This is a genomic window from Aliinostoc maniaoense, assembly GCF_058172895.1.
On sequence record NZ_CP187952.1, the window covers coordinates 2,131,659 to 2,157,740 of the forward strand.

General features: G+C 41.5%; 25 protein-coding genes. 8 read left to right on the top strand and 17 right to left on the bottom strand.

Annotated elements, in window-relative coordinates; translation table 11 throughout:
- Positions 1-66 precede the first annotated feature (66 nt).
- The gene (rppB, locus tag ACPZ3T_RS09500; RefSeq protein ID WP_490275533.1) at positions 67-1,539 is read right to left on the bottom strand and encodes a two-component system sensor histidine kinase RppB; all 1,473 of its coding nucleotides are present in this window, start codon (positions 1,537-1,539) and stop codon (positions 67-69) included.
- Positions 1,472-2,170, bottom strand: coding sequence for a two-component system response regulator RppA (gene rppA, locus ACPZ3T_RS09505; protein WP_490277171.1), 699 nt, complete (start codon positions 2,168-2,170; stop codon positions 1,472-1,474). Before rppA ends, rppB begins: the two co-directional genes overlap by 68 nt.
- A gap of 127 nt (positions 2,171-2,297) precedes the next feature.
- Here rppA and ACPZ3T_RS09510 point away from each other — a divergent pair, with 127 nt between their 5' ends.
- The 3 genes from ACPZ3T_RS09510 (at position 2,298) to ACPZ3T_RS09520 (ending at position 8,359) form a co-directional block, all read left to right on the top strand.
- Positions 2,298-2,918, top strand: coding sequence for a permuted SH3 domain-containing protein (locus ACPZ3T_RS09510; RefSeq protein ID WP_490275535.1), 621 nt, complete (start codon positions 2,298-2,300; stop codon positions 2,916-2,918).
- A 5-nt stretch (positions 2,919-2,923) separates the two neighbouring features.
- The gene (locus ACPZ3T_RS09515; RefSeq protein ID WP_490275537.1) at positions 2,924-6,052 is read left to right on the top strand and encodes an efflux RND transporter permease subunit; all 3,129 of its coding nucleotides are present in this window, start codon (positions 2,924-2,926) and stop codon (positions 6,050-6,052) included.
- Positions 6,053-6,514: 462 nt separating this feature from the next.
- Positions 6,515-8,359, top strand: coding sequence for a bifunctional serine/threonine-protein kinase/formylglycine-generating enzyme family protein (locus tag ACPZ3T_RS09520; RefSeq protein ID WP_490275539.1), 1,845 nt, complete (start codon positions 6,515-6,517; stop codon positions 8,357-8,359).
- A 210-nt stretch (positions 8,360-8,569) separates the two neighbouring features.
- Here ACPZ3T_RS09520 and hisC read toward each other — a convergent pair whose 3' ends face one another.
- The gene (gene hisC, locus ACPZ3T_RS09525) at positions 8,570-9,616 is read right to left on the bottom strand and encodes a histidinol-phosphate transaminase (RefSeq protein WP_490275541.1); all 1,047 of its coding nucleotides are present in this window, start codon (positions 9,614-9,616) and stop codon (positions 8,570-8,572) included.
- Between the two features lie 23 nt (positions 9,617-9,639).
- Positions 9,640-10,581 (bottom strand): DMT family transporter, encoded by a 942-nt coding sequence (locus ACPZ3T_RS09530; RefSeq protein WP_490275543.1) that lies wholly within the window; start codon positions 10,579-10,581, stop codon positions 9,640-9,642.
- A 202-nt stretch (positions 10,582-10,783) separates the two neighbouring features.
- Here ACPZ3T_RS09530 and ACPZ3T_RS09535 point away from each other — a divergent pair, with 202 nt between their 5' ends.
- Positions 10,784-11,134 (top strand): hypothetical protein, encoded by a 351-nt coding sequence (locus ACPZ3T_RS09535; RefSeq protein WP_490275545.1) that lies wholly within the window; start codon positions 10,784-10,786, stop codon positions 11,132-11,134.
- A 425-nt stretch (positions 11,135-11,559) separates the two neighbouring features.
- Positions 11,560-12,339, top strand: coding sequence for a hypothetical protein (locus ACPZ3T_RS09540; RefSeq protein WP_490275547.1), 780 nt, complete (start codon positions 11,560-11,562; stop codon positions 12,337-12,339).
- A 156-nt stretch (positions 12,340-12,495) separates the two neighbouring features.
- On the opposite strand, the gene ACPZ3T_RS09545 is transcribed toward ACPZ3T_RS09540, so the two are convergent.
- Positions 12,496-13,821, bottom strand: coding sequence for a DUF58 domain-containing protein (locus ACPZ3T_RS09545; RefSeq protein WP_490275549.1), 1,326 nt, complete (start codon positions 13,819-13,821; stop codon positions 12,496-12,498).
- 251 nt (positions 13,822-14,072) lie between these two features.
- On the opposite strand from ACPZ3T_RS09545, the gene ACPZ3T_RS09550 reads away from it, so the two are divergent.
- Complete coding sequence (locus ACPZ3T_RS09550) at positions 14,073-14,405, top strand: winged helix-turn-helix transcriptional regulator (RefSeq protein WP_490275551.1); 333 nt, start codon at positions 14,073-14,075, stop codon at positions 14,403-14,405.
- A 273-nt stretch (positions 14,406-14,678) separates the two neighbouring features.
- Here ACPZ3T_RS09550 and ACPZ3T_RS09555 read toward each other — a convergent pair whose 3' ends face one another.
- The 6 genes from ACPZ3T_RS09555 to ACPZ3T_RS09580 form a co-directional block, all read right to left on the bottom strand.
- Positions 14,679-15,089 (bottom strand): salt stress protein, Slr1339 family, encoded by a 411-nt coding sequence (locus tag ACPZ3T_RS09555; protein WP_490277172.1) that lies wholly within the window; start codon positions 15,087-15,089, stop codon positions 14,679-14,681.
- Between the two features lie 98 nt (positions 15,090-15,187).
- The gene (locus ACPZ3T_RS09560) at positions 15,188-15,793 is read right to left on the bottom strand and encodes a vWA domain-containing protein (protein ID WP_490275553.1); all 606 of its coding nucleotides are present in this window, start codon (positions 15,791-15,793) and stop codon (positions 15,188-15,190) included.
- Between the two features lie 39 nt (positions 15,794-15,832).
- Positions 15,833-16,438, bottom strand: a complete 606-nt coding sequence (locus tag ACPZ3T_RS09565) for a vWA domain-containing protein (protein ID WP_490277173.1) — start codon at positions 16,436-16,438, stop codon at positions 15,833-15,835.
- 22 nt (positions 16,439-16,460) lie between these two features.
- The gene (locus ACPZ3T_RS09570; protein WP_490275555.1) at positions 16,461-17,066 is read right to left on the bottom strand and encodes a vWA domain-containing protein; all 606 of its coding nucleotides are present in this window, start codon (positions 17,064-17,066) and stop codon (positions 16,461-16,463) included.
- A gap of 68 nt (positions 17,067-17,134) precedes the next feature.
- A complete protein-coding gene (locus ACPZ3T_RS09575; protein ID WP_490275556.1) occupies positions 17,135-17,971 on the bottom strand; it encodes an FAD-binding domain-containing protein in 837 nt (278 codons plus the stop codon).
- 157 nt (positions 17,972-18,128) lie between these two features.
- A complete protein-coding gene (locus ACPZ3T_RS09580) occupies positions 18,129-18,473 on the bottom strand; it encodes a hypothetical protein (RefSeq protein WP_490275558.1) in 345 nt (114 codons plus the stop codon).
- Between the two features lie 88 nt (positions 18,474-18,561).
- On the opposite strand from ACPZ3T_RS09580, the gene ACPZ3T_RS09585 reads away from it, so the two are divergent.
- Together ACPZ3T_RS09585 and ACPZ3T_RS09590 are read left to right on the top strand one after the other, a co-directional pair.
- The gene (locus ACPZ3T_RS09585; RefSeq protein ID WP_490275560.1) at positions 18,562-19,407 is read left to right on the top strand and encodes a sulfurtransferase; all 846 of its coding nucleotides are present in this window, start codon (positions 18,562-18,564) and stop codon (positions 19,405-19,407) included.
- 3 nt (positions 19,408-19,410) lie between these two features.
- Positions 19,411-19,998: a nucleotidyltransferase family protein gene (locus ACPZ3T_RS09590; RefSeq protein ID WP_490275562.1), complete on the top strand. Its 588-nt coding sequence runs from the start codon at positions 19,411-19,413 to the stop codon at positions 19,996-19,998.
- 297 nt (positions 19,999-20,295) lie between these two features.
- Here ACPZ3T_RS09590 and ACPZ3T_RS09595 read toward each other — a convergent pair whose 3' ends face one another.
- The 6 genes from ACPZ3T_RS09595 to ACPZ3T_RS09620 all read right to left on the bottom strand — a co-directional run bounded on the left by ACPZ3T_RS09595 (position 20,296) and on the right by ACPZ3T_RS09620 (position 26,079).
- Complete coding sequence (locus ACPZ3T_RS09595; RefSeq protein WP_490275564.1) at positions 20,296-21,453, bottom strand: glycosyltransferase; 1,158 nt, start codon at positions 21,451-21,453, stop codon at positions 20,296-20,298.
- Between the two features lie 35 nt (positions 21,454-21,488).
- Positions 21,489-22,658 (bottom strand): glycosyltransferase family 4 protein, encoded by a 1,170-nt coding sequence (locus tag ACPZ3T_RS09600; protein WP_490275566.1) that lies wholly within the window; start codon positions 22,656-22,658, stop codon positions 21,489-21,491.
- Positions 22,659-23,474: 816 nt separating this feature from the next.
- Positions 23,475-23,996 carry a rhodanese-like domain-containing protein gene (locus ACPZ3T_RS09605; RefSeq protein ID WP_490275568.1) on the bottom strand — a complete coding sequence of 174 codons (522 nt, stop codon included), beginning with the start codon at positions 23,994-23,996 and terminating at the stop codon, positions 23,475-23,477.
- Positions 23,997-24,351: 355 nt separating this feature from the next.
- Positions 24,352-24,612: a hypothetical protein gene (locus ACPZ3T_RS09610; protein ID WP_490275570.1), complete on the bottom strand. Its 261-nt coding sequence runs from the start codon at positions 24,610-24,612 to the stop codon at positions 24,352-24,354.
- Between the two features lie 16 nt (positions 24,613-24,628).
- Positions 24,629-25,501 (bottom strand): CoB--CoM heterodisulfide reductase iron-sulfur subunit B family protein, encoded by an 873-nt coding sequence (locus ACPZ3T_RS09615; RefSeq protein ID WP_490275572.1) that lies wholly within the window; start codon positions 25,499-25,501, stop codon positions 24,629-24,631.
- Complete coding sequence (locus ACPZ3T_RS09620) at positions 25,498-26,079, bottom strand: 4Fe-4S dicluster domain-containing protein (RefSeq protein WP_015141188.1); 582 nt, start codon at positions 26,077-26,079, stop codon at positions 25,498-25,500. The genes ACPZ3T_RS09615 and ACPZ3T_RS09620 overlap by 4 nt, the downstream gene beginning before the upstream one ends.
- Positions 26,080-26,082 lie beyond the last annotated feature (3 nt).

Here is a 26,082-nt window from a genome sequence, read left to right on the forward strand (position 1 = left end):
AAGAAAAATCAATCTTCCAGTAGAGTTGAGAAAATATGACTGGAAAATCATTTTGACTGTTGAGGGTTAACTGTTTCGGAAGTTGATGTATGAAAAATTTTCTATATATTTAGAAGATAAAACTTTCATATCTAGGGTAAAAATACTACCTTTTCCCACCTGACTTTCAACTTTCAGAATCCCTTGATGTTTTTGGGCGATCGCCTGAGCTATCGCTAGACCCAATCCTGTGCCTCCAGTTTTACGAGAGCGATCGCCGTCAACACGGTAAAAGCGATCAAAAATTCGTTCCTGATCAGCAAGCTCAATCCCAATCCCCGTGTCTTTTACAGCAATGACAGCAGTGTGATCGCTCTTGACTAAGCTAACAGTCACATATCCCCCTCTAGGTGTGTACTGGATGGCATTGGCAATCAAGTTTGACACTAAACGATAAAGTTGCGATTCGTTACCTAGAGTGTAAACCTCGCAAGTGGGAATTTGGCTCTTTAAGTTAATATCAGCAGCAGTGGCCAGCTCTAAAAATTCTTCGGTCAAATCGCTCACCAAATCATTTAAGCAACAGGGCTGAAAAGGTTTTGAGGATGAATTTTGCTCCAGACTGGTTAACAAGAGTAAATCAGCGATCAAATGGCTCAACCTTCGCCCCTGTCGCTCAACAGTATGAAGCATGATTTGCATATCTTGTTGATTTGATTGCGGTATGCGGAGGATAGCTTCTACAGTTGCCAATAGGCTGGCGAGAGGCGATCGCAATTCATGGGCAGCATTAGCGGTAAACTGTTGCTGTTGCTGATAGGACTGGTAAATTGGCTGCATTGCTAATCCTGAAAGCCACCAACTGGAAGTAGCAACCAAGCTCAGAGCAATAGGCAAACCAATCGCCATAATCCATTGAATCCGCCTGATTTCCGCATCAAAATGTTCTAAAGTGCGGCCAATTTGCAAATAGCCCCAGGATGAATCAGCATTGGCTGTATTAGCTAAAGGATGGGTATTGGCACTATGCAAAATCGTGGTGAATTGGTGATAGCGAATGCCGTTAGCCGTGCGAAAGGTTTGCCATGAAGTGCGGTTGAGAGTTGGCGGCAGAGATAACGGTTGATTAGGTGAAAAAGCTAGGAGCTTGCCTTGATGATTGAACAGACGAATATAATATGTGGTGCGATCGCTGATGCCGATGGTGTGCCGTTGAATCAGCGTTGGGGTAGCCTTGCAAGGTTGTCCACTCAAACAAAGATCGGGAAAAATTTGTTGCAGCACAGCAGTCGGTTCTTCGGAAGCAGGAAGCAGTGGCTCGACGCTATCGTGTAAAGTTCCAGCAATTGATTCAATCTCGCGCTCCATTGCTGCCCAGTTGGTTTGTACCATTGCGCGATACATCCCCAAGCCAGAAACACTCAAAATCACGCCCATGACTCCGGCATACCAGAGGGCTAACCGTAGACGACTGCGCCGAAAAAGTGAGTAGCTATTCATGTTGAGAGTTAAAGCGATAGCCAGCACCCGGAACAGTTTCAATAGGGCAGGGACAGCCATGATTTGCTAACTTGCGACGTAGTAGGCGCATTTGTGCTGCAACTACATTACTAATCGGTTCTTCATCCATGTCCCAAAGTTGATGACGCAATTTGCTACCGGGAATGATGCGATTGGGGTTCTGCATCAAATACATGAGCAACTGAAATTCTTTGGTGGTTAGGGGAATGACTAAGGGCGTAGATCCATCTGAATTTACTCGTAAGACATTGTTTGCTGTATCTAAAGTAAAACCTGCAACAGTCAGGGTAGACGGTTGTAGTTGAGGCGATCGCCTCTGAAGGGCGCGCAACCGTGCCAGCAATTCTTCCATGACAAACGGTTTGACTAAATAATCATCAGCTCCCGCATCCAGTCCCGCCACACGATTTTCCGGCTGACCTAAAGCAGTCAGCATCAGCACTGGTAAGGGATTTTGGTGTAGTCTGAGCTTTTGACATAACTGTAATCCCGACATTTCGGGCAGTAGCCAATCAACAATAGCAACTGTGTAGTCTGTCCACTGGCTTTCCAGGCACAGCCATGCTTGAGTGCCATCTGTTACCCAATCCACGACATATCTTTCGTTAATTAAGACTTGCTTGATTGCCAGTCCCAAATCCGCTTCATCTTCCACCAGTAAAATTCGCATCACTCCAAGAAAATCAACCATGAGCCTGATCTTACAAAAACATCTGCCATTTCACCTGGATTTCATCTGCCCTTTGGCAAACTATGGAGAACTTTTGTTTAACCCGTATCCATTGTGAGGAGTGAGTATGAAACCTTTTATGTTAGTGAGTTCTATTCTGGCAGCCAGTTTAATGATCAGTGCGCCCACAGTTGTGTTTGCTCACGTTGGACATGGTGATGAATTTCAAGCAACGGGCGGCATTAATCGCGTCAAAGTCAATCCCCAAACCGATCAACTATTAGGCATTGTGGTAACACCGATCGCCTCCTCTGCAAAATCTGGATCTGCCGTGATGATTCCGGTGACAGCATTGGTTGATGCCAATGGTAAACAAATAGTCTTTGTGCGGTATGAGAATTTTTATGAGCCGGTGGAAATTACCACTGGCGAGACTAAAGGCGAACTAATCGCAGTGACCAAAGGATTGTCAGTTGGCGAAAAACTTGTTACTCAAGGTGGTTTGTCGCTCTATGCTGAATCGCGCAAAACCCAAACCGCCAGTCCAGCAGCGATCGCCACTCCCAAAACAGAAACTGAACACCAACAGGCACACAATCAAGGTACTGCCCATAGCCATAACACCACAGAGCAAGCAAGTGGTGGATTGCGGATGGGCATCTTAGCAGGAGTCGGCGGTGGAGTCGTCCTTGTGGGTGGAGCGATCGCTGTTATCGCAGGCAATCGCAAGAACAAGGGAGGCGTTTAATTGCGATGTTGAACTCCATTCTGAATCAGATTCTCAAAAACTCCATTGCCCAGCGTTGGTTCATAGTTATCTGTGCGATTCTAGTAACGGTGTGGGGAGTGTTCACTGTCACTCAGATGCCACTGGACGTGTTTCCTGAATTTGCGCCCCCCCAAGTGGATATTCACACCGAAGCGACTGGACTAGCTCCAGAGGAAGTAGAATCACAAATTACCGTGCCGATTGAAAGCGCGGTGAATGGTTTGCCAGGGGTGACTACGGTGCGTTCTTCCTCTAAAGTCGGACTGTCGATGGTACAGGTAGTGTTTGACCAGGATGCCGACATTTACAAAGCTCGGCAATCAGTGACAGAACGACTCCAGCAGGTAACAAATCAGTTACCTGAAGGGGTGCATCCACCGGAAATTTCACCGTTAGCATCGCCATTAGGCACAATTTTACAGTATGCCTTTACTGTGAATGGACAGGGGAAAACCTCGCTGATGGATTTGCGCCGTCTGGTAGATAGCACCCTGAGCAACCAAATTTTGTCTGTGCCGGGAGTTACCCAAGTCACCGTTTACGGTGGGGATGAACGACAGGAACAGGTGCTAGTCGATCCAGCAAAATTGCGATCGCTCAATGTTTCCCTGACCGAAGTTACCAATGCTGCTAAGGGTGCAAATTCTAACGCCCCTGGTGGATTCTTGATTGGTGGTGGTCAAGAACTGTTGGTGCGCGGTATTGGGCAGGTAAAATCAATTGCAGACTTGCAGCAATCTGTGGTGAAGGTGCAAGATGGGAAACCGATTTTGCTCAAAGATGTAGCGGAAGTAAAAACGGGTGCAGCACTGAAACGGGGGGATGCTAGTTTTAATGGGCAGCCGGCTGTGGTGATGATGGTTAACAAACAGCCTGATGTTGATACTCCCACGGTGACAAAAGCAGTAGAAGCGTTGTTGCAATCCTTGCAAGCGACATTTCCCCCTGATGTACAAGTAAAACGGACATTCCGGCAGTCCAACTTTATTGATACTGCTATTGGTAATGTCAGCAGTTCCCTGATTCAAGGCATCATCATTGTATCGGTGATTATGCTGTTATTTCTGATGAATTGGCGTACCGCCGTAATTACTCTGAGTGCGATTCCTATGTCATTGTTGATTGGCTTAATGTTCATGAAAGCTTTTGGCTTGGGCATTAACACCATGACCTTGGGCGGTTTAGTCGTAGCCATTGGCTCAGTTGTAGATGACTCAATTGTGGACATGGAGAACTGCTATCGGGGATTGCGAACCAATCAGGCGCAGGGAAACCCGAAGCATCCATTTCAAGTAGTGTATGACACATCAGTGGAAGTACGGTTAGCCGTGATTTTTTCCACGGTGATTATCGTAGTCGTGTTTGCACCAATTTTTAGTTTGACAGGCGTTGAAGGCAACATTTTTGCCCCAATGGGTTGGGCGTATTTGCTTTCCATCTGCGCGTCTACTTTAGTGGCCATGACCCTTTCGCCTGCCTTGTGTGCAATTCTGTTGGCAAACCAAACCCTACCGCAAGAAGGTACATTCATTTCCCGTTGGGCAGAACGGTTATATCGTCCATTGTTAAATCTATCGCTGCGATGGCCGCAAATGATTCTGGGCGTGGCACTGGCAGCATTGGTTGCTGCTTTTGCGATTATTCCCTCCCTGGGACGGGTGTTTCTGCCCGAATTTCAGGAGAAATCATTGGTCAATTCAATGGTTTTATTTCCGGGGGTTTCCCTCGATATGACCAATCGGGCAGGGATAGCACTGTCTACTGCGCTCAAAGATAATCCTTTGTATGAGTGGGTGCAAGTACGGGCAGGACGCACTCCAGGAGATGCAGATGGGGCGGGAGTGAGTATGGCTCATGTTGACGTAGAACTGAGCGATCGCGCCCTCCAAGACCGGGAAGCCAGCATTAAACAATTGCGCCAAGAGTTCAATCAACTGCCTGGTGTGGCATCTAACATTGGTGGATTTATTTCTCACCGTATGGATGAAGTGTTATCTGGAGTCAGAAGTGCGATCGCTGTGAAAATCTTTGGCCCGGATTTAATTGAACTGCGAAAGATTGGCGAACAAGTGCGAGATGTGATTGGTCCCATCGCTGGCGTTGTAGACTTGCAGCTTGAACCTCAACTGCCCATTCGTCAGGTACAAATACATTATGATCGCGCGGCAGCCGCTACTTATGGATTGAGTATGGAGCAGTTATCTAATGTGGTAGAAACTGCTCTAAATGGTCGTCTAGTGTCGCAAGTAGCAGAAAATCAGCAGCTTATTGATATTTCTATCTCCTTGACGGAGAAAGCCCGCAATAGTTTAGATGCCATTCGCGCTATTCCTCTGATTACCCCAACTGGGCAAAACATCCAACTGGGTGCTGTAGCCAAAGTAGACTACGGGATGGGGGCGAATGTTGTGAATCGGGAAGATGTATCACGGCTGATAGTTGTTTCCGCAAACGTTGCCGAGCGCGATTTGGGCAGTGTCGTTGGCGATATTCAGTCCCAAATTCAACAGAAAATCAAACTCCCCAATGGCTACTTCATCCAGTACGGTGGACAGTTTGAATCGGAGCAACGTGCTACTAATAATCTACTGGTATTTAGTATCTTGGCAGCGATTGCGATCGCGGTGTTGATGTTCTTCTCCGTTAAATCGCTCTCCGCGACAATCGCTATCATGCTCAATCTGCCCTTGGCGTTGGTGGGTGGTATTGTTTCCATTGCCTTGAGTGGCGGTGTGATTTCGATCGCTTCTTTGATTGGATTTATTACCCTATTTGGTGTTGCTGTCCGCAATGGCTTGTTGTTGGTAGACAACTATAACAATAAGTTTGCTCAGGGAATGCCCCTCAAAGATGTGATTATCAACGGTTCTCTAGAACGAGTGAACGCCATTCTGATGACTGCACTCACTTCTGCACTAGGGATGCTGCCTTTGGCGATCGCTAGTGGGGCTGGAAATGAAATTCTACAACCCTTGGCAATTGTAGTTTTGGGCGGTTTATTTACATCTACAGCTTTGACTTTATTGGTTATTCCGGCTCTCTACGCCAAATTTGGCAAACAGTTGATGCCTCAACAGAAACCTGTTTTGATTAACCAAACCTGGTCAAACTAATAACAACATTTTTACATTTTCAGGTTGACAATCCCCACGGCTTTTAGCTGGGGGATTTTTGCTACCCTGCGGAAACACTCCGTAAACACTAGAATTTTATTGATTTGAGAGTAACTATACAACTTTAAAAATATTGAAATTAATTCGCTCTTGACAATGACAATATATATTAATTTGGCATAATTACTTGTATAACCTGCTCAATTTTCCATTGGTATTAGACAAGTTATTGACAACTCCAACGCCTTAGTTATATGATTAATTTATTCATGAAAATATGGTTACTAATATCAATAGTAACCCAAAAAAAGTAACAAATAAATCAAACTGCTAAATATGTATATTTTGATAGCAAATATATATACATACCAAGCAGTAAGAAAATTGTATTTGTTTCAATATCAGTTTCCAATTACATAATATTGGGGCTAAATTTGGACAAGATGCTACCCTCTCCTCATTATGCAAATTTGCCAAAATCCCAATTGCTCAAATCCATTCAATCCTGATGGCAATAAATTTTGCATGACTTGCGGACATAGCAGCTTTGGCCAATTGCTGAGAAACCGCTATCGTGTATTGCGGCTATTAGGTGAAGGTGGATTTAGTAAAACCTACGCAGCCGAAGACGTAGACAGACTGAATGCGCCTTGTGTGATCAAACAATTCTTTCCCCAAATTCAGGGAACAGGGCAACGAACTAAAGCCGCCGAGTTCTTTAAAGATGAAGCTTTTCGCTTATATGAACTGGGGGAAAATCATCCTCAAATTCCCAGATTATTGGCTTACTTTGAACAAGGTTCAAGCTTATATTTGGTACAGGAATTTATTCCGGGCTTAACTTTGTTGCAAGAGTTACTAAAACAGCCTTTTAATGAGGTGCAAATTCGCCAAGTTTTGTTTGATTTATTACCAGTTTTAGACTTTATTCATTCTTGTAATGTTATTCACCGGGATATTAAACCAGAAAATATTATTCGCCGTGACAGTGACGGCAAATTAGTATTAATAGATTTTGGTGGTGCTAAACAGGTGACACAAACTAGTGTAGCTAGACAAGCCACAGTAATTTATACCCTAGGTTATGCCCCAACAGAACAGATGGCTGGGTTTGCTTGTCCGGCTAGTGATTTATATGCTTTGGGTGTGACTTGTGTGCGTCTTTTAACTCAATGTTTGCCCATACAAAATCTTTATGGCAATATCGATGATGGTCTTTATGATCCCATGAGTGCCAAGTGGTTATGGCAAGATTATTTAGAGAAAAAAGGCATTATTGTTAGTGATAATTTAAGCAAAGTTTTAGATAGATTAATTCAACATTTACCGAATGATCGATATCAGTCAGCTACAGAAGCATTAGACGATTTAAAAAATACAACTATTCCTGATATTGAAACCCAAATAGTATTAGTTAGCCAACCAACTTTAGTGCCATTACAGCCAAGTTTACCGAAAACTAAATTGCCCTTACCATCCTTAGAAACCTGTGAATTTGAGGTAGTGACAGTAGATACAGGGGGAAGGGAAGTAAACCGCGATCGCTATACTACCCAATTCTTTATAGAAGAAATCAGCAAAGACATCACCCTAGAAATGATAGAAATTCCTGGGGGTGAGTTTATGATGGGTTCGCCCAACTTTGAAGGCGACGCTGACGAACGCCCACAACATCAAGTAGCGATCGCACCTTTGTTCATGGGTAAATATCCCATCACTCAAGCCCAATGGCGGGCTGTTGCTGCTTTACCCAAAATCAACCAACCGCTAAATCCTTATCCCTCCAAATTTAAAGGTAACAATCGGCCAGTAGAAAACGTTTCTTGGCACGAAGCTGTGGAATTTTGCGCCAGATTATCCGAAAAAACCGGGAGAGACTATCGTTTACCCAGTGAAGCGGAATGGGAATATGCCTGTCGTGCCGGGACGACTACATCCTTCCACTTTGGCGAAACCATCAGCCCAAATTTAGTTAACTATAGCAGTGGCGACAATACAGACAAAGAAGCCAAAAACCGCTACCGCAGAGAAACCAGTGATGTTGGCAGTTTTCGCGTAGCTAACGCCTTTGGATTGTACGATATGCACGGGCTAGTGTGGGAATGGTGCGCCGATCCTTGGCATAACAATTATCATGGCGCGCCTACTGACGGTAGTGTCTGGGAAGAAGGCGGTGACATATATCGGCGAGTGCTGCGCGGTGGCTCATGGAACTTTGCGGCGGAACTATGTCGCAGTGCCAGCCGCAGTTGGAATGAGTCAGACGGGGGATTGAGGATTTGCGGGTTTAGGGTTGTGATTAGTTGATGGGCATGGGGCATAGGGCATAGGGCATGGGGCATGAGTGAATAATATTGTCTAATACCAATTCTCTATGAAGTTGCGCCAAATAAATGATGTAGAGACGTTGCATGCAACGTCTCTACAGTACAGAATAAAGTGCATCTATGGCTACGCCAGGCAAGCTACATCAAGAAACGGTATAACTCTCCAAGTTTATTAATTACGAATTACGAATTACGAATTAAATAAGGCTTTTACCAAAATTTGATTTTGCTCATCAGTGCCAACGGTGATGCGTAATTTATCATCTAAGCCTGGTTGTTTGAAATAGCGAATCAGGATGTTTTGTGCTTTGAGTTTTTGGTAGAGATATTCAGCATTGTTTTGGGGAGGTTGCACTAAGAGGAAGTTGGTTTGAGAATCCCAGACGCGAAAGCCTAATTGCTGTAATTCTTGGGCTAACTTGTGGCGAGAGGCTGTGATTTTGGCGATGCACTCGTTTTTATAAGCTTGATCGATGATGGCGGCTGTCCCAACTTTACAGGCGATCGCATCAATGTTATAACTATCCTTGACTTTAAATAATCCTGCCAATAATTTGGGATTGGCTATACCAAAGCCTAAACGTAACCCCGCTAAAGAATAACCTTTAGATAGGGTTCTAATCACTATCACGTTTTCAAATTCTTGCACCACATCTAAAGCGTTCTCATCAGCAAAGTCTGTATAGGCTTCATCAATTACCAGCACCCCTGATAAATTACTCGCTAATTTTCGTAAGTCATTTTTGGGGACAACGTGACCAGAAGGACTGTTAGGTGAAGCAATAAATGTTACAGCCCCATCTGCGGTGATTAATTCTGTAACTGGCAAACTGTAATCTTCTGGGTAAGGAATCTCAATAATTTCCGCAGCTTGCATTTGTGTTAATGTACGATATAACACATATGTTGGCATAGGATAAACTACCTTTCGCCCCGGTTCAGCAAAGGCGCGAATTACAATACTCAAAACTTCATCGCTGCCATTACCAACGATAATCCAATCACTGGGAACTCCTAAGACTTGGCTAACAGCTTGGCGAAATTGTCCGCCAAAGGGTTCTGGATAGCGTCGCAACCATTCACCATCAATCGTTTGCAGTGCTGCTAGTGCTTGCGGTGATGGGGGATAGGGGTTTTCATTACTGTTGAGTTTAATGATTGGTGTTTCCCGTGGCGGCTGTTCACCAGGAACGTAGCTAGCCATTGCCTCAACATTAGCCCGGAAGTAGTTCGACATAGTTTCTGTAATACCCAGTGCAGTCAGATATTGTAAAACAATAATGCAATACCCACGATCGCAATTATCACACCTGCGATCGCTCGCCAACTCACTTTCTCACCCATCCACATCGTGAGAGGAATCACGAATAAGGGGCTAGTCTGTAACAGTGTGGAAGCAATACCCGCAGCCGTCAATTTAATTGCTGTCTGTTGTAGCCAAATGCCTAAATACGTACCACAGAAAGCAGCAAAACAAGTAATAAAAATTACTCTTGATGATTGCCCGTAGGGGGAGGACAATTCTAGGTTTTTTCTCTCCAAACATAGCCATACTACAAGAATTAACTCGGCTGCACCCAACCGCAATAAAGCCGCCCATAAAGGTGTAACACCACCAGTAGCAAAAGCACCACGAGCAATCACCGTGGCGATCGCATTAGTCAAGGCTGATAATAACCCAAAGCCAATACCTGGCCATAGTTGCACTTGAGTATTTTCGCTGTTATCGGCAACTCTTTCTGTAATTACCCAGGCAACTCCTAAGATGGTGAGTAAAATTCCACACCAAGCTCTAATACTCAGCTGTTCTCGTAAGAATATATTAGCAGCGATCGCTGTCATGGGAGGTGCAAGAGTTCCCATGAGTAAAACACGGCGCGCCCCTAAATGATTTATCGCTGCTAAAAAGGCTGTATCACCCCAACTAATACCGATTACTCCGCTTAAACACAGCATCAAAATCGGTATTGGGGCAGAAATCGGCAAGGATTCTCTAGTAAATAGGATAGTCAAGATTAAAAAAGCGATCGCTATGATTCCCTTGAGCAAATTCAGCTTCAGAGGCGGAATCTGTTGCCCCACAATCCCATATACCACTGAAGCTATCGCCCATAAACCAGCAGCTAATAATGCGGCTAACTCACCCTTGCCCTGAGTAATTATAAAACTTAAATAATTATTAAAAATGAAATATTTCTCCAAAAAAATGAACGAAACTCTTTAATAATACATCAAGACAACTGCCTAAAAAATTAGCACTCAACCCTAACAAGTGCTAATTTCTCAAGAACCTAAATACCTAATAAATAGGTAAATCATCTAATTTTCCCAGGTAAGATTCAGGGAATTATATTCACACAATCCATGTGTTCCCTACCACTAATTAACTATTGGGAGGAATGGAATGAAATATACTTTTGATCTAGTCGGTGTGTCTCCAGTTTGGCAATTTTTCACTCACCAACAGGAAAGCTTAGAAAAGTCACAACCTCAAGCCATAGAATATTTATCAACCTATAAATGTACACTCGACGCATTCATAGAATGTGTAGAACCAGTACCAATCAAATGGGGTTGGAATACAGAACAAGTAATAGATACTGTTGTACAGTTTTGGTTAAATAACTCCGAAACTATCAGTTATTGGAAAGCCCGTTTAACTGACGCAGGTAATGATAATATCTTGGTGGCTAGGCTAGCAGATATTACCGCGTTGCAAGCTGAATTTGAATCTCTACTAGGCAAGAATTGGTAAATCATCAGCTATAGGAATCCGGTTTCGTTTCTGAAAAATCTATAGGTAGTGGCGCGTCTAGACTAAAATAGTGCATTAGATGTAGGTTGGGTTGAGCTTGGCGAAACCCAACATGGATATCGGTGTTGGGTTTCCTTACGTCAACCCAACCTACAGTTTTTTTGGTATTTTGTATTGCAACATTTAAGGCTTGTCACGCCAGTAGGGTGTGTTAGGCGTAAGCCGTAACGCACCGCCCCAAAGTTTTCACTGCCGTACTCTCCCTGCTAACAAACCCTACCTGCGAAACATCAAATATGAGTTCCATATGCAACAGGTGCAATCATTGGTTGCTCCTGTGTCAAGAAAATTAATATACAAAATCCAGAAATTGTATTGTAAGTTAACAAGTAGCCAAAAAAACTAGCCACTTGCGGAGATTATTAATGCAGCTGCTTCAATTCCCCAGTGTCCCAGTTATAGCAGGAGAGAATGCTGTTACTGTGGCGCAACTTCCTTCTATCTGGCAAGACATAGCTAAAGGTGCAGTTAATACCGGCACCAGCAATCCACAGATTTATGTTGAGATGGCACAATTGTTCTTATACAAGTTAGAACAGGGTGATGTTGACTTATTTAACGAACGCCCAGAACTTAGCCACCTCAAGCCATCTTTTTGTCAGTTATTTGCACAATTAGCACAAGAAACCCTAGAGTTCTATGGTCATGATTTCCTGACTTATAATTATCCTAATTTTGCAGAAATTTTACAGAATTTAGAGTTAAAGGGTTCTGATTACGCTGATGAAATAAAAGTAGCGCGGATTGGTTTAGAACTGTTCGGTGAATTTGGTTACGAACTCCCAGCTAGTTTTTATCATGTGCATTTAGCACCAATTTATCGAGATCATGTATTTGAAGAACGCGCCTTAAGATTTGACAAGCGGGATATAGAACATAAACGTTCTTGGGATGCCATACTTCATGCTTGTAAAGTATTTGCCATGCAAATGAAGGTACAAAGTATCGCCTCTAAATATGGTTTTACATATCAGCATGGTTGCGGTTGTAACTCCCATCTTTCAGCGATTGATTTATCTCATGGTAAATTTGAGTATGAATTAAGCCCAGAAAAACGCGATCGCTGGATTCGCAGTTTTATCTGGACTGCTTGGTATGAGTATGCTTTCTTTCCTATTGTGCCGAATACTAGTTATTTGGTCTAATTGGGCATTGGGCATGGGGCATTGGGCATGGGGCATTGGGCATGGGGCATTGGGCATGAGTTATTCTCTCCTTTGTCTACCCTACACCCCTACACCCCTATACCCCTATACCCCTATACCCCTACACCCCCACACCCCCACACCTGCCCCCTTTGCCTACAACAGATTCCTCGTTTTAAGATGCAGATATCGTTCCACTAACTGATCAGTAATTTGATTAGCTGGTGCATCTAATACCAACACACCTTTTTGTTTTAACTGGGCAAAAGCAACTTGACGCTGTGCTAATAAATCTAAAGCGACTGCACGGGCGTAAGCTTGCGTAATATCATCAGTAAAAGTATGGGCTAAATGATCTACTTTAGGATCTCTCAAAGTGACGCAAAATGGTAGATACCGGGGTGCTAACCGAGTCAAAGCCGCTAGCATTTCAGTAGAGGCGGTGACATCAACTAAATCTGTAATAATGACTACTAGCGATCGCCTGGTTTGTTTCTGGACTACATGAGTTACAGCCCCCAAGTAATCTGATTCTTGTAAAACCGGTTGAATTGGCGTTAAACGGTCGATAATTTGATTTAAATGATTTTGTCCTCGTTCTGGGGGTATCCATGTGTGCATTTGGTGATCAAATACACCCACACCCACGCGATCGCCTCGGTGTAATCCTGCTAAAGCCAGAGATAAGGTTGCATTCAAACCCCAATCAAAGCGTTGTAAACCCTGGACTTGAGAGGTCATCAATCGCCCACGGTCTAGTAAAATCAATAAAGTTTGTTCCTGTTCTGGTTCTAGCACCCTCACTAAAGGGGGTGTATTTCCATGTGTTCCCACGCGCCTAGCTGTAGCTTTCCAATCAATGAGGCGCAAATCATCACCGGTGCGATAATTTCGCAGTTCAGCAAATTCTGTGCCAATACCTAATCGTCTAGATTGGCGAATAGCACCAGATGATTGTAATGTCAAGCGAATGGAGAGCGATCGCAACCCAATTAAATCAGGATAAACTTTAACTGTAAGACCGTGGCGAATCTGCCAATCATCCCAAGCCAAACCCCAAGGGCTTAATTGTCTGACTTGAATGTTACCCCAATTAAACTCACCTCGTTGTCTGGGGTGGACGGTGTAAGTTAATTCTTGGGTAGTGTTGGCAGCAATAGTAGTATTTAATGTAAGCGTTGATACACCAAAATCGGCGGGGTAATAATCCCGGATTTGCAGGATAGCGTTAGTTTTCTGGGATGTAATTGTCAATATCACCGGATTATCTCGCCCAATAGAAAAGCGGGATGGTAACTGGCGAGTGATTTGCACCCGCACAGGCTTGACACGCGAACCATCGACAATCATCAAAACCAAGACAGCGATATCATAGATGAGAGTGATAGCGATGCTAGCAGAAATACTGATGAACAAAGATAATAAAATAGCGATCGCTAAACCCAAAAGTAATAAGAAGTAAACCCTTTTAGCAGCAACCATAGATTTTTTTGTAAAACTTGATTATACCTGCCATTACCTAATTCGTAATTCGTAATTCGTAATTCGTAATTCGTAATTCGTAATTAATAAGAATTGATATAATGTTTATCACTAATTAGTGAGGCACTTCAAGCTAGAGATTTAAATGATCACTAATAACTATTAAAAATACTTGCCCAATAGTCTTTAAACTATATAAGCTTAATAAAAAAGTACGTATTTAAAAGTAAGCTAATTACTCAAAAGTAACTATGAAAGCTGAAGCAGAAAAACATGATAGGCTCACTTGTGAAGTTGAAACAACTTTAAAAGTTATTGGCGGACGCTGGAAAGTTTTAATCATCAGAGAATTAATGTCAGGTGTACAACGGTTTGGTGAGTTACAGCGTTCCTTACCTGGAATTACACAAAAGATGCTTACGCAACAACTGCGAGAATTAGAAGAAGATGGAATCATACACCGAGAAGTATATGCACAAATCCCTCCCAAGGTGGAATATTCTTTAACTTCTTTAGGGGAAAGTTTACAACCAATTCTCTATGCCATGCACGAATGGGCTGTTAAGCATTTTCATCAGAAATAGGGGATGGGGCATGGGGCATAGGGCATGGATGAATCTTTCTAAGTATTAGTTTTTTATTTAAATTTCAAGTTATAGCATTGGCTTAGATAGATTAGGACATCAAAGCCTGACAATAAATCCAAATTAATTTATAGCGTTTCTTACTCTGCTGAGGTACTGAGTACACCACTAATAAAATTGGGCAAATCTCCGCGCACCTCTGCGTTTTCCTCTGCGCCCCTCCGCGTTTAAAAACATTATTTCTGTACCTCACTTAAATAGGAATCGCTATATTTACTGAGTTTGTAAATATTCAATTGCGGCTTCTAACTTAGAAGCATAGCTTTGGGCGAATCTTTCAAACCAAAGTCCTTCAGGAGAAAACGGATCTAACTTGGCTAGCCAATCTTGTGCCTGCTTTTGCAAAGCTTGGCGTTGTTTTGCTTTAATTTGTTCTTGTCGAATCCTTTCTTGTTCTAGTTCTTCCTGCTTTCTCAATTCCTCAGCTTGATCTTGGGCTATGATATCAGCCTGAACCTCTGCCAAGAGATTGTCGATAAAAGAGCCTGATTTATTAGCAGGTGGAGCAGGCGGAGCAGGTGGAGTATAAGATTTACCTACATCCGGTTTTGGCTTTGGCTTTTGTTGTTGTTCGCTATCATATTCAGCCTTAATTTGTGCTAACAATTTATCGAGAGAATCCATAATTAATTTGTCCCCCTTGTCTCCCTTGTCTACCTTGTCTCCCTTGTCCCCCTTGTCTCCCCCACACCCCCACACCCCCACACCCCACCCCACACACTCTAATCAGTAATGGCATTAAGTAGCACTTCTGAAAGACTTAAATCTTCCATATCTTCCATTGTAATGGTGTCGCAAATATCAAATTTTGCTCCAGCACTTTGCAATTCATCATCTAATACTTTGAGAAAGCGGGTAGCTTGAGCATCTTTACCAACTTGGATAAAAGAAATAGCTAGTTCTTCATCTCTATCCATGCGGCGGGAAGCTTCTATAATGACCTTCATTACCGCTTTGCGATCGTCTGGTTCACCATCAGTCACAACTAAGATTGTTTCACCATTGGGTTTAGTTTGACCAGAAGTTTTACGTTGAAAATAATCATCAGTGGCGTGTTTTAAGACGGCTGCTAAATCAGTCGTGCCAGAGGGATCATTTTCCATGAAAATTTGCGCCACCTTAGCAGCAGTAACATTTTCATATCGCTTAAATCTACCAGAAAAGACATACACAGTAATGCCATCTGGATCAAATTGTTCACACTTACTTGCTAAAGCTAAAGTGGATTCTTGGGCAGTTACCCATCTATTTCTACCACCCTTTTGGTCTGGGGTAGCCATGCTACCACTTTTATCAATAATTAGAGTGTAATCACGATTGTCTAGCATGAAAAACTTCTCCTATTACAACCATAAACTCTAGAATTATTAGTCAGTTATCGCTTTAATCAATACATCTGATAAACTAGTTGTTTCTAATTCATGTAAAGTGATAGTGTCACAGATATCAAACTTAGCACCAACACTTTGCAGATGATCATCTAAAGCTTTGAGAAACTTAGTCGCTAGGGAACTTGAACCTACTTGAATCAGGGAAATTCTCAATTCATCAGCACTTTCTACGCGATGAGTCGCTTTAATGATAACTTCACATACAGCTTGGCGGTCATCTGTTGAAGCATCTGTAATGACTAAAATTACTTCTCCTCTAGGCTTTGTTTGGCCTAGAGATTTGCGCTGAAAGTAATTATTGATAGCATCCTGGAGTACACCAGCCAGGTTTGTGCTTTCATGAGGAGAATTTTGTGCAAGTAGCTGTTTAATTTGTTCAGAGGTTACATGATCATAGCGGTGAAAACTTTTAGAAAATAAATACACAGTGAGTCCATCAGCATCAAACTCTTCGCATTTTTGAGCTAAAGCCAAGGTAGATTCTTGTATGGCCTGCCATCTGGTATTGTTGCTATCATCATCTAGCCAAGCCATACTGCCACTATGGTCAATAATGAGGGTGTAATCCCGGTTTTCTAGCATAATGTTTAGTGTTAAGTAATGACTAGTCAGTAATTGCATTCATTAACACATCTGCCAGACTCATATCTTCTAAATCATCTAGGGTGATAGTATCGCAGATATCGAATTTAGCCCCTACACCTTGTAGTTGGTCATCTAAAGCTTTGAGAAACTTAGTAGCTTGAGGATCTGAACCGACTTGAATCATGGAAATCCCTAATTCTTCATCACGATCCATTTGGCGTGTAGCATGGATAATAACTTCAAATACGGCTTTGCGATCGTCTGGTTCGCCGTCCGTAATGACTAAAATTGTCTCGCCATTGGGTTTAGTTTGGCCAGATGCTTTGCGTTGAAAGTAATTGTTGAGTGCGTCTTGGAGGACACCGGCTAAATTTGTAGTTCCGGCTGGGTCATTTTCTTGAAATATCTGAGCTACTTTGGCTGTAGTCACATCATCATAGCGTTTAAATCTACCAGAAAAAACGTAAACAGTAATCCCATCTGGGTCAAACTGTTCGCATTTTCTGGCTAAAGCTATGGTTGATTCTTGGGCTATTTCCCATCTGCTTCTACCACCAGCTTGGTCAGGGGTAGACATACTACCACTTTTGTCGATGATTAGTGTGTAGTCACGATCGCTCATCATAATATTCCTTAAATTATTACCCTGTGTGTTCTAGTCTAGCCGCTCGTTGACACTCCATTCAGGGAGTATCACTTTTTCCTCCCCTTTTGCCAACTTTGACTGTTGGGTTGTTTGGTAAATTCTCCTTTGGGAAACAGGCGTTGTTCTAATTGTTCATAACTACCTTCAAAGTCACAATGACCATATAGAGAACACTGTTGACAATATACACCCTTAGTGTAGCGTTCTAAATTCTCGCGGTTGAAAAAATAAGGTTTATGGCTAAAGGTGCTGCCTACCCATTGCCATGACATATTATTACTGGCAGGATCACCGTCTAATAAATGTTCTAGAAACCATTTTGCACCTGCTTGCCAACGAATCCGTCGCCAATGAATAATATAGGCTGCTAACCACATCCGCATATGGTTATGTAAGTAGCCTGTTGTGCGTAATTCCTGACTGAAGTTATCTATACAAACTAAGCCTGTGTTACCGTCTTTAATATCTGCGGGTAATTCCGGTGCATATTCTGCTGTGGTGTAGCCTGTTTTGTATTCTTCTTGGTCTTGCCAAATCTTATTTCCTAGCTTGATATATAATCTTTGCCAGTAGTCGCGCCAACCTAATTCATTAATCAGTTTGGTGGCATCATCGGGGTTTTGAACTTTATCCAGGACATAATCACGAATTTCCCGCAGACTCAAGACACCATAACGAATGTAGGGTGAAAGTCTAGTTACGTCACCTGTTAAAAAATTACGTGTTTTGGCGTAGGATGCTGGATTAATTTTTTTTAAGGCTGTTTCGGCGGCTTTTCTTCCTCCCACCGTGTCGCTAATATGATGATCTCGTTCGGCAGCTTGGGGGAATTGTTCCCGTAGATAGGTGATTAATTCATCTCGACTGGCAAATTCACGCTGCATAATACATATTTACAAAATTTAAATTGTAACTGGATTATCTCTAAATTTTCTTTGTTGATACTGTTTCTTGATGAAGTAGAGACGTTGCATGCAACGTCTCTACATTATTGTGTTTGGCGCAACTTCATAGAGAATTGGTATGAGTATGAGAACTGCGTCAGCGAGTATTTTTACTTCGTGAATGAGTATCAGAACTGCGTCGGCGAGTATTTTTATCTCGTGAATGAGTATCAGAACTGCGTCGGCGAGTATTTTTACCTCGTGAATGAGTATCAGAACTGCGTCGGCGAGTATTTTTACTTCGTCGATGAGTATCAGAACTGCGTCGGCGAGTATTTTTATCTCGTGAATGAGTATCAGAACTGCGTCGGCGAGTATTTTTATCTCGTGAATGAGTATCAGAACTGCGTCGGCGAGTATTTTTACTTCGTCGATGAGTATCAGAACTGCGTCGGCGAGTATTTTTACTTCGTGAACAGCTAAATCTTCTCCCCTCAGACAATCAATATTTGTGATTATGTAAATTTCATACCAAAGTGCAAATTAACAGAGGGCGATAATGCCTAATGGTAAGATAACAGTTGGAAAGCGTGAATACAAAACTCCTCATTTCTCCTCAAGAACTCACGTTTCTGTTAACAGAAAAATCCCCAAAAACTGTCATTATAGATACACGCTCACCAGAAGAATATGCTGTAGGTCATATTCCTGAATCTATAAATATTCGAGAGTTTTTTACTTATCTTTTAGACAATTCATCACTTACTGGCTTAAAACAATTGCAAGAGCATTTTGCCAAAATTATGAGCGAGGTAGGAATTTCCGGTAGAGAACGTTTAGTTGTGTATGAAGATGCTTGGAATAAAAGTTATGGTCAATCTTGTAGAGCCGCTTTTTTATTAAAATATTTGGGTTGTCCTCATGTCTATGTTTTACATGGAGGATATCAAGCCTGGTTAGCGGCAGAATTACCTACTACTGATGAAGTCCCGGAAGTTGAAAGCAGCATCTTTCGATTGCATCCTCAAGCTGAGATGATGGTGACAACGATGGAAATGTTGGAGGCTATCAATAATCCAGCAATTATAAAATTAGATGTGCGCGATCGCAATGAATGGGAAGGACTGAGTTCTTCACCCTACGGTGCTGATTTTTGTCCTCGCAAGGGGAGAATACCTAACGCTATTTGGCTAGAATGGCATAGGTTGATGATAACTGATTCAGGAATCCCCTTGTTTCGCTCTCCGGCAGAGATTTTAGAAATTTGTCAATCTGTGGGTATAACTGGGGAATCAGTTGTTTATATTTATTGTTTTAAAGGTTCGAGAGCTGCTAATACACTATTTGCTTTGCAAGAGGTGGGAATTAATGCCAAAAATTATTTTGGTTCTTGGAATGAATGGTCTCGTGATTTCTCGTTACCAATTGAGAGTTGACAATTGACAAACTTTGCTATTGTTTTAGCTGCGGGTAAATCCACTCGCATGGGTATGTGCAAAACCTTACTACCCTGGGGTCAAAATCAAACTTTATTAACTTATCAACTCACACAGTGGTTAAGTATTGGTGTGACACCTGTGGTAGTTTTGGGTTTACATAACATTGACCGACAAAAAGATTGTCTAGGGGGGAGTTTAGTGATTATCAATCCTCATAGTCATGTCGGGAAGACAACTTCTATTTTGGCAGGCTTAGAAAATATTACTCAGGACTGGCAAATTTTAGCAATTTCCGCAGTTGACCAACCGAGAACAGCAGAGGTTTATCAAACACTAATACAAGCACATCAAGACAATTCAGCATTAATTACCGCACCCATATATAACCATAAAATGGGGCATCCTTTATTATTTAGTCATCAAATGCGATCGCACTTAGCAAATATTCAGGAAGAAACTCTAGGTTTACGTCAAATTATCCAAGAATTTCACAGTCAAATTATTAAAATTCCCTTTGATAATCCGGCTATATTATTAGATATTAATACACCAGAACAACACGAAAATTATAACTCCTATTCCATGTAATCAGGATTTACAAAAAGCAGGGTGTAGGAGATGGAGAGAAAACTTTATAGCGATTCCCAGTTAAGTGAGGTACAGACAATATTTTGAAACGCAAAGGGGCGCAAAGTAAAGCGCAGAGGTACGCAAAGATTTGTACCTCACCAGAGTAGAAAACGCTATATTTTCAATTCCACACTTTTAAACGTGGGTCACTACACCCTACACCCTTTTGAACTGAGTCCTCTTAATTACAAATTTCCTCTCTTAAACTCTCACTCTCTGCGCCTCTGCGCCTCTGCGTGAAACAAATTCATATTTTCAATCAGCAACGCCCGAATTACGAATTAAATGAATGGTTTCAGCTAATTGCTGATTCACATTTGCTACATTAAAACGCTGACTAGCAATATTTCTTGCTTGACTAGCAATAGTTGCTGTGATTTCTGTTTCTTGTACACAAGTATTAATGGCTTGTGCTAATTCTTGGGGTTCTCCTGGTGTCACCAAAAAACCGTTTACCCCATGTTCTACTAATTCCATTGCACCACCGGCTTTAGCAGCAATTACAGGTGTACCGGACAGCATCGCCTCAACAATGACTCTACCGAATGGTTCGGGTGCGGTGGAAGTATGGGTAACTAAATCACAAGCTGCCATTAGTTGGGGAATATCGGCACGAAATCCTAAAAATTTGATGCGATTTTCTAGCCCCAATTGGTTAATTTTTTGGTGTAATTGCTGCACATACTCTTGCTCACCAAACAAAGCATCTCCTACTAAAATTGCTGTTACCTGTGGGGGACATTGAGCTATTGCCTCAATTAAGATATGTTGACCTTTCCACGGTGAAAGGCGGCTAAAATGTCCAACTACGAATTTATTTTCTATTCCCAATTCTTGCCGTAGTTTTTGGATATCTTCATCGGCAGTTTGATAAATTTGGGGGTCGAAACCGTTATAGATAACTTTAGTAAGTTCTCGCTTTCCTCCCGCTTGGACAAATGCCTTTTGACTAGCTTCAGAATTAGCGATAACTAAAGATGCAAATCGATTAGCTAAGTTAATAGCAACTCGGAGGTTAATTTTACTAAAGTGTTCTAAAGACAGAATATCATGTAAATGATATACCAAAGGACGACGAGTGATAAAGCTAGCGATCGCACCTACAACTAAAGCTTTTTGAGTGTTGGCATAGATGAGATCATATTGATAAGCTTTTGCTACTACTTTGGCTATAAGTGGGGCAATTTGTCCTACACTTGCGCCAGCTTGGAGTAAGTTGCTTTGTTTACGAACATTAATAGATTTATTAGTGAGAACTTCAACGGGAATGTGATTTTGTGCTAATAAATTTTTAAAATCACCATCAGCAAATAAAGCCACCAAAGCCTGATCACGATAGGGTTTAGCAATATCAATTAAACACAGTTCCGCGCCGCCAGGTTTACCACTTTGGTCTAAAAATAATATTTTCATATGACTGAATTAATAGAAATTAAAGAACTCAATTTTCAAGCTAAAATTACTTGTCGTACTCGCTGACCAATTTTTGCCCAATCAAAGTTATTGATTGTATATTGACGACAATCTTGCCGTGAAGGAATAGGCAGTTTTTCGAGTAATATTTGTTCTAACTTTTCAGCAATGGCTGAAGTTTCAGGAGAACTAGTAATTAATTGTGGTGAAAATGGTTGTAAAATTTCTGGCATTCCCCCAATTGGTGTAGATAAAACTGGAGTACCACAAGCTAAAGATTCGATAATTGCTAACCCAAAACCTTCAAAAGATTGGCTAGGCATGACAGTTAAGTCAGCAGCTTGGTAAGCTAAAGGTAATTGCTCATCAGGGAGAAAACCTAGAAATTTGACGTTATTTTCTAGACCTAATTCTTTAGCTTGTTGTTGGAGGGTAGCTTGCAGATGACCACGACCGGCGATCGCTAACCACACATCAGGTATTCTGGGTTTAATGATGGCTATGGCTGCTAAGAGTTTATCTAGTCCCATGCGCTGCACTAACCGCCGGGATGTAAATAAAATCGGACGATTCTCCGGCCATTCTAGTTGTTGGCGCGCCTCTTGGGGTGATAAGCTAGGCTGGAAACGATCAGTATTCACCCCACCAGGAATCACATGAATTTTGCTCCAGGGTATTTGATACTTTTGGTGTAAAATATTACCAAATGCCTTACTTAAAACCACAAAGCGATCGCACCGATTATAAGTAGTTTGTTCAATTAAGCGACGCTTGAGAAAAATACTTAATTGATTATTCCCTATTTCCTGTTTACTTTCAAATGCCCAAGGGCCATGAAAATTAAATGTAATTGGGACTCCTTTGGGTAAAATATCTAAAATAGGAAAACTATATAAAGCAAAATGTAAATTAATAGCATCTGGTTTACTAACTCTAGTTTTCTGAAAATTAGCTCTAATCGACCAAAATCTTTGCCAGATTGCACTTTCTGGCGATGCTAAGTTAGTTAACTTAATAGGTGTATGCAGTTGATTTTCTGGTAAACCAACTCCACATAATTCCACTTTGTCTTGATGAGCAACTAAGGTATGAATTAAGTCATAAACATACCTTTCTAACCCTCCAGGAGTTTGCGGAAACCAACCTGTACCGATGGTAAGAATAGATGCAGACATTGAATGACTATTTTCTTTTTTATCTTCCACAGGTAATCTCCAAAGCGAAGTTTTTCACCATTAGTTGATTTTTATACAAAGAGTAATTATTTTTGTATATAATGGTAAATTGATACTGTTTAATCTTTATATTCTGTTATTCATCAATCTGATCAGTAAAATTTATCTATGTCTAGATAAATATTTTAGATAAAATTATTTTTCACTAAATACCCTATCTTGTTACTGATAAATAGTTAAGAATTTTAGGAATTATTGTATATTTATTAACATTTAATTAGTAGTATATGTAGGGGAGGCAAATTGCAGTGTGGATTTTCCTCGTGCAATATTGCCGTTGTGTTAGGCGTAATACCGTTTCTTGATGTAGCTTGCCTGGCGTAGCCATAGATGCACTTTATTCTGTACTGTAGAGACGTTCCATGCAACGTCTCTACATCATTTATTTGGCGCATCTTCATAGAGAATTGGTATAAGCCGTAACGCACCGAAATTTATAGGGTGCGTCAGACTAATCAAATACTGTCAATAAACAGATTTTTGATATCTGACGCACCCTACTAAGTAGAACGACTTGAAAAAACCAAACTATGTAAAGTAATGTAAAAAAATTGAATTTAGTTCGTAGTGAGGACTTTAGTCCTTAAGAGAGGACTAAAGTCCTCACTACAAACCTTTAATTATTTACACCGTTCTACTTAATATACGAGTTGCGTAAGTTCTAAAGATTTCAGCCGCCTATTTTATTTTGAATTTTGAATTTTGCGAAAAGTTCTGTAGGCGGGTTTCCCGCCGTAGGAAACTTTTCAAGACGAATTTTGAATTGATTCATCCCAATTTGCGGATTCAGTGTAATGATTCACCGGCTGCCTTCCAACCGTTGACACTGGCGGGAAAACCTCGTACATTGTCATAACCCAAAAGCCTTAAAGACATCACCGCCATTGCTGAACGATAACCAGAGGTACAATAAATCACAACTGGCTGGTTTTGTGGAATTTTATCAAGGTTTTGAGTCAGCGTTGGCAGAGGAATATTAATAGCATTATCAATATAACCAGTTGCATACTCAGAAGGCTCTCGGACATCAATTAAAAGAATATTATCTTCCTTGAGTAAACCTTTTAACTCTCCCACATTACCCACAGTATAATAGCCTCTGGGGATGGAATTGAGATAATGATCTAAAGCCGTTTCTAGTTGTGAATTTGGATTAAACATTGCTGTAATTTTTGGCTGTGGAGTAGATAAACTTTTATTCAAAGATGGCGAAAAGGCTAATGCTGATGAATTATAGGGATTACCAAGAGAAATCCATAAAAATATCCCTAAGCTGAGTAAAATTGTGATCAATTTATGATGCTTCATGGTCTAGATTTGATAGCGTTTTTTGGTCTGCTGAGGTACAAACTTATCTGCGTGCAATTATTGTTGTTTGTACTTCAATGTGGCAAGAAAAGATATAATATAGAAATGCGGTTTGATTTATGAAAAAATCTCAGGATATCTAGTATATGTAGGGTGTGTTAGGCGTAAGCCGTAACGCACCTGTCCCAAATGTTTCGGTGCGTTACGCTGTCGCTAACACACCCTACCTATTGTTTCAAAAATCAAATATGATTCCTATAGTATTTCCTGATTCTCAATAAATAAATATTTTGCCACTTTATTCTAGACCATCAAGATAATCTTCTCATCCGATTAAAGGATGAACATGAAAGTTTTAGCTAGGGGTTTTAGTAGCAATTTCCGCTTTAGCTTCTGAGATCAGTTCTTGACTACCTTCATAGGCAACGATACCGCCTTTGATGGTTTCTTTAGCGATGGACTTACCAAGTTTCTTGACTGCTGGTAGCAGCATTGGTACGAGAATAAAACCAGTAACACCAACAAGTAGTAATTTTGTCATACCTGGAAACAGGCAGTATTTGCCAAATAGAGGATTCCTCGTTAATGCCTTGCTCAATTGATATTCTAATTTCATAATTGATGTCTCCTACTTACTCATAAGTATTCAATTTTTGTAAAACCGACTTAGTAGAAATTATGTGCTGATGCAAGCCTAATTTCCTCGGTGAAATCCCACAAGCTAGCCCAATTAACTCCGTAATGTAAATAACTGGTAGCCCATAGTTAACATTATATTTCTTCTCAATATCTGGTTGTTTGATTTCTAAGTTTGTAGCACACAAAGGACAAGCCAAAACTATACAATCAGCCTCAAGAGATTTAGCCTCATCTAATATTTGCTTAGTCAACTCTAAGGCGACATCTTCTTTTGGGATGACCATAGAACCGCCGCAACATTTGGTTTTGGATCGGAAATCAACGACCTCAGCCCCACACTTTTGAGCTAATTTATCCATTGACATTGGGAATACAGGAGAATCCCATCCAGTAATGTCTGCTGGTCTAGTTAGCAGACAACCATAATAACAAGCCACCTTCAAACCTTTGAGGGGTTTTTTGATATGGGTGGAGATATCAACATCATTGAGTAAAACATCCACCACATTCCTAACTTTAATATTGGAATCAGTAATAGATATCCCCATTTGTGACAAAATCGCGGTGATTTTATCTCGTTCTGTCTCTTTTTCTAATGCCTGTGCTGCCCTAGCTGATTTGTTGTAACAACCAGAACAAGATGCTAACAAATCGAGATTTTGTTGCTGTGCCAAAGCCACATTTCTCGCCGCCAAAGCCATACCCACATCATGGGAGACAGCACCAGCAACAGAACCGCCACAACATGACCAATCATGCAAATCCTCAAGTTCAATTCCCATCTCCCGCATCACAACTTTAGTGGAGATATCAAACTCTTTAGCAGTTGTGTGCAGACTACATCCCGGATAGTAAGAAAATTTCATTGTTCAACTGCCTTTGCTAATGCTGCACTAAATTGTTTGGGGTCTTTGACTTTGGCGGGGAATGGAGAGATTTTGCCCCGTAAAGCTAATTTGATACCTAATTGCGCTTGTTCCAGCACGGCAGACATACCCCCGTACTCTTGCATTAATTCCGGTTCAAAGAGGATACCGCGCTTCTTGATTAACTCCACAAATATTTGATTGAATCTGACAGAATCATTTTTGATCCCTTCCCGAATTGCGATCGCCTTTACCGCTTCAATCACATCCGCCGGACGCACCCCACGCGGACATCGGGAAGTACAAATTTGACAGGAAGTACACAACCACAAAGCCTGACTTTGCAGAACTTTTTCCCACTCACCCCTCTGAATCATCAATACCAAGCTGCGCGGTAAAATATCCATCCGGTCAGCATTGGTACAGCCACCGCTACAAGTACCACATTGCATACAACTTGCGATCGCCGCATAATCACCACCCTCCGCCAGCACTTTCTTGAGAAACTCGCGGTTCATCTTGTCGCCATCCACCTGGCGATCGACCTTCAACCCAAAGAAACACTTTTTTGCTGCCATTTT

Bases quoted from the DNA above. Each gene is read 5' to 3' on its own strand.
- ACPZ3T_RS09620 (WP_015141188.1), bottom strand. From the start codon at position 26,079: ATGGCAGCAAAAAAGTGTTTCTTTGGGTTGAAGGTCGATCGCCAGGTG.
- ACPZ3T_RS09560 (WP_490275553.1), bottom strand. From the start codon at position 15,793: ATGCTAGACAATCGTGATTACACTCTAATTATTGATAAAAGTGGTAGC.
- ACPZ3T_RS09510 (WP_490275535.1), top strand. From the start codon at position 2,298: ATGAAACCTTTTATGTTAGTGAGTTCTATTCTGGCAGCCAGTTTAATG.
- hisC (WP_490275541.1), bottom strand. From the start codon at position 9,616: ATGTCGAACTACTTCCGGGCTAATGTTGAGGCAATGGCTAGCTACGTT.
- ACPZ3T_RS09595 (WP_490275564.1), bottom strand. From the start codon at position 21,453: ATGAAAATATTATTTTTAGACCAAAGTGGTAAACCTGGCGGCGCGGAA.
- ACPZ3T_RS09575 (WP_490275556.1), bottom strand. From the start codon at position 17,971: ATGCAGCGTGAATTTGCCAGTCGAGATGAATTAATCACCTATCTACGG.
- ACPZ3T_RS09610 (WP_490275570.1), bottom strand. From the start codon at position 24,612: ATGAAATTAGAATATCAATTGAGCAAGGCATTAACGAGGAATCCTCTA.
- rppA (WP_490277171.1), bottom strand. From the start codon at position 2,170: ATGCGAATTTTACTGGTGGAAGATGAAGCGGATTTGGGACTGGCAATC.
- ACPZ3T_RS09605 (WP_490275568.1), bottom strand. From the start codon at position 23,996: ATGAAGCATCATAAATTGATCACAATTTTACTCAGCTTAGGGATATTT.
- ACPZ3T_RS09515 (WP_490275537.1), top strand. From the start codon at position 2,924: ATGTTGAACTCCATTCTGAATCAGATTCTCAAAAACTCCATTGCCCAG.
- ACPZ3T_RS09545 (WP_490275549.1), bottom strand. From the start codon at position 13,821: ATGGTTGCTGCTAAAAGGGTTTACTTCTTATTACTTTTGGGTTTAGCG.
- ACPZ3T_RS09540 (WP_490275547.1), top strand. From the start codon at position 11,560: ATGCAGCTGCTTCAATTCCCCAGTGTCCCAGTTATAGCAGGAGAGAAT.
- rppB (WP_490275533.1), bottom strand. From the start codon at position 1,539: ATGGCTGTCCCTGCCCTATTGAAACTGTTCCGGGTGCTGGCTATCGCT.
- ACPZ3T_RS09555 (WP_490277172.1), bottom strand. From the start codon at position 15,089: ATGGATTCTCTCGATAAATTGTTAGCACAAATTAAGGCTGAATATGAT.
- ACPZ3T_RS09615 (WP_490275572.1), bottom strand. From the start codon at position 25,501: ATGAAATTTTCTTACTATCCGGGATGTAGTCTGCACACAACTGCTAAA.
- ACPZ3T_RS09565 (WP_490277173.1), bottom strand. From the start codon at position 16,438: ATGCTAGAAAACCGGGATTACACCCTCATTATTGACCATAGTGGCAGT.
- ACPZ3T_RS09535 (WP_490275545.1), top strand. From the start codon at position 10,784: ATGAAATATACTTTTGATCTAGTCGGTGTGTCTCCAGTTTGGCAATTT.
- ACPZ3T_RS09550 (WP_490275551.1), top strand. From the start codon at position 14,073: ATGAAAGCTGAAGCAGAAAAACATGATAGGCTCACTTGTGAAGTTGAA.
- ACPZ3T_RS09570 (WP_490275555.1), bottom strand. From the start codon at position 17,066: ATGATGAGCGATCGTGACTACACACTAATCATCGACAAAAGTGGTAGT.
- ACPZ3T_RS09520 (WP_490275539.1), top strand. From the start codon at position 6,515: ATGCAAATTTGCCAAAATCCCAATTGCTCAAATCCATTCAATCCTGAT.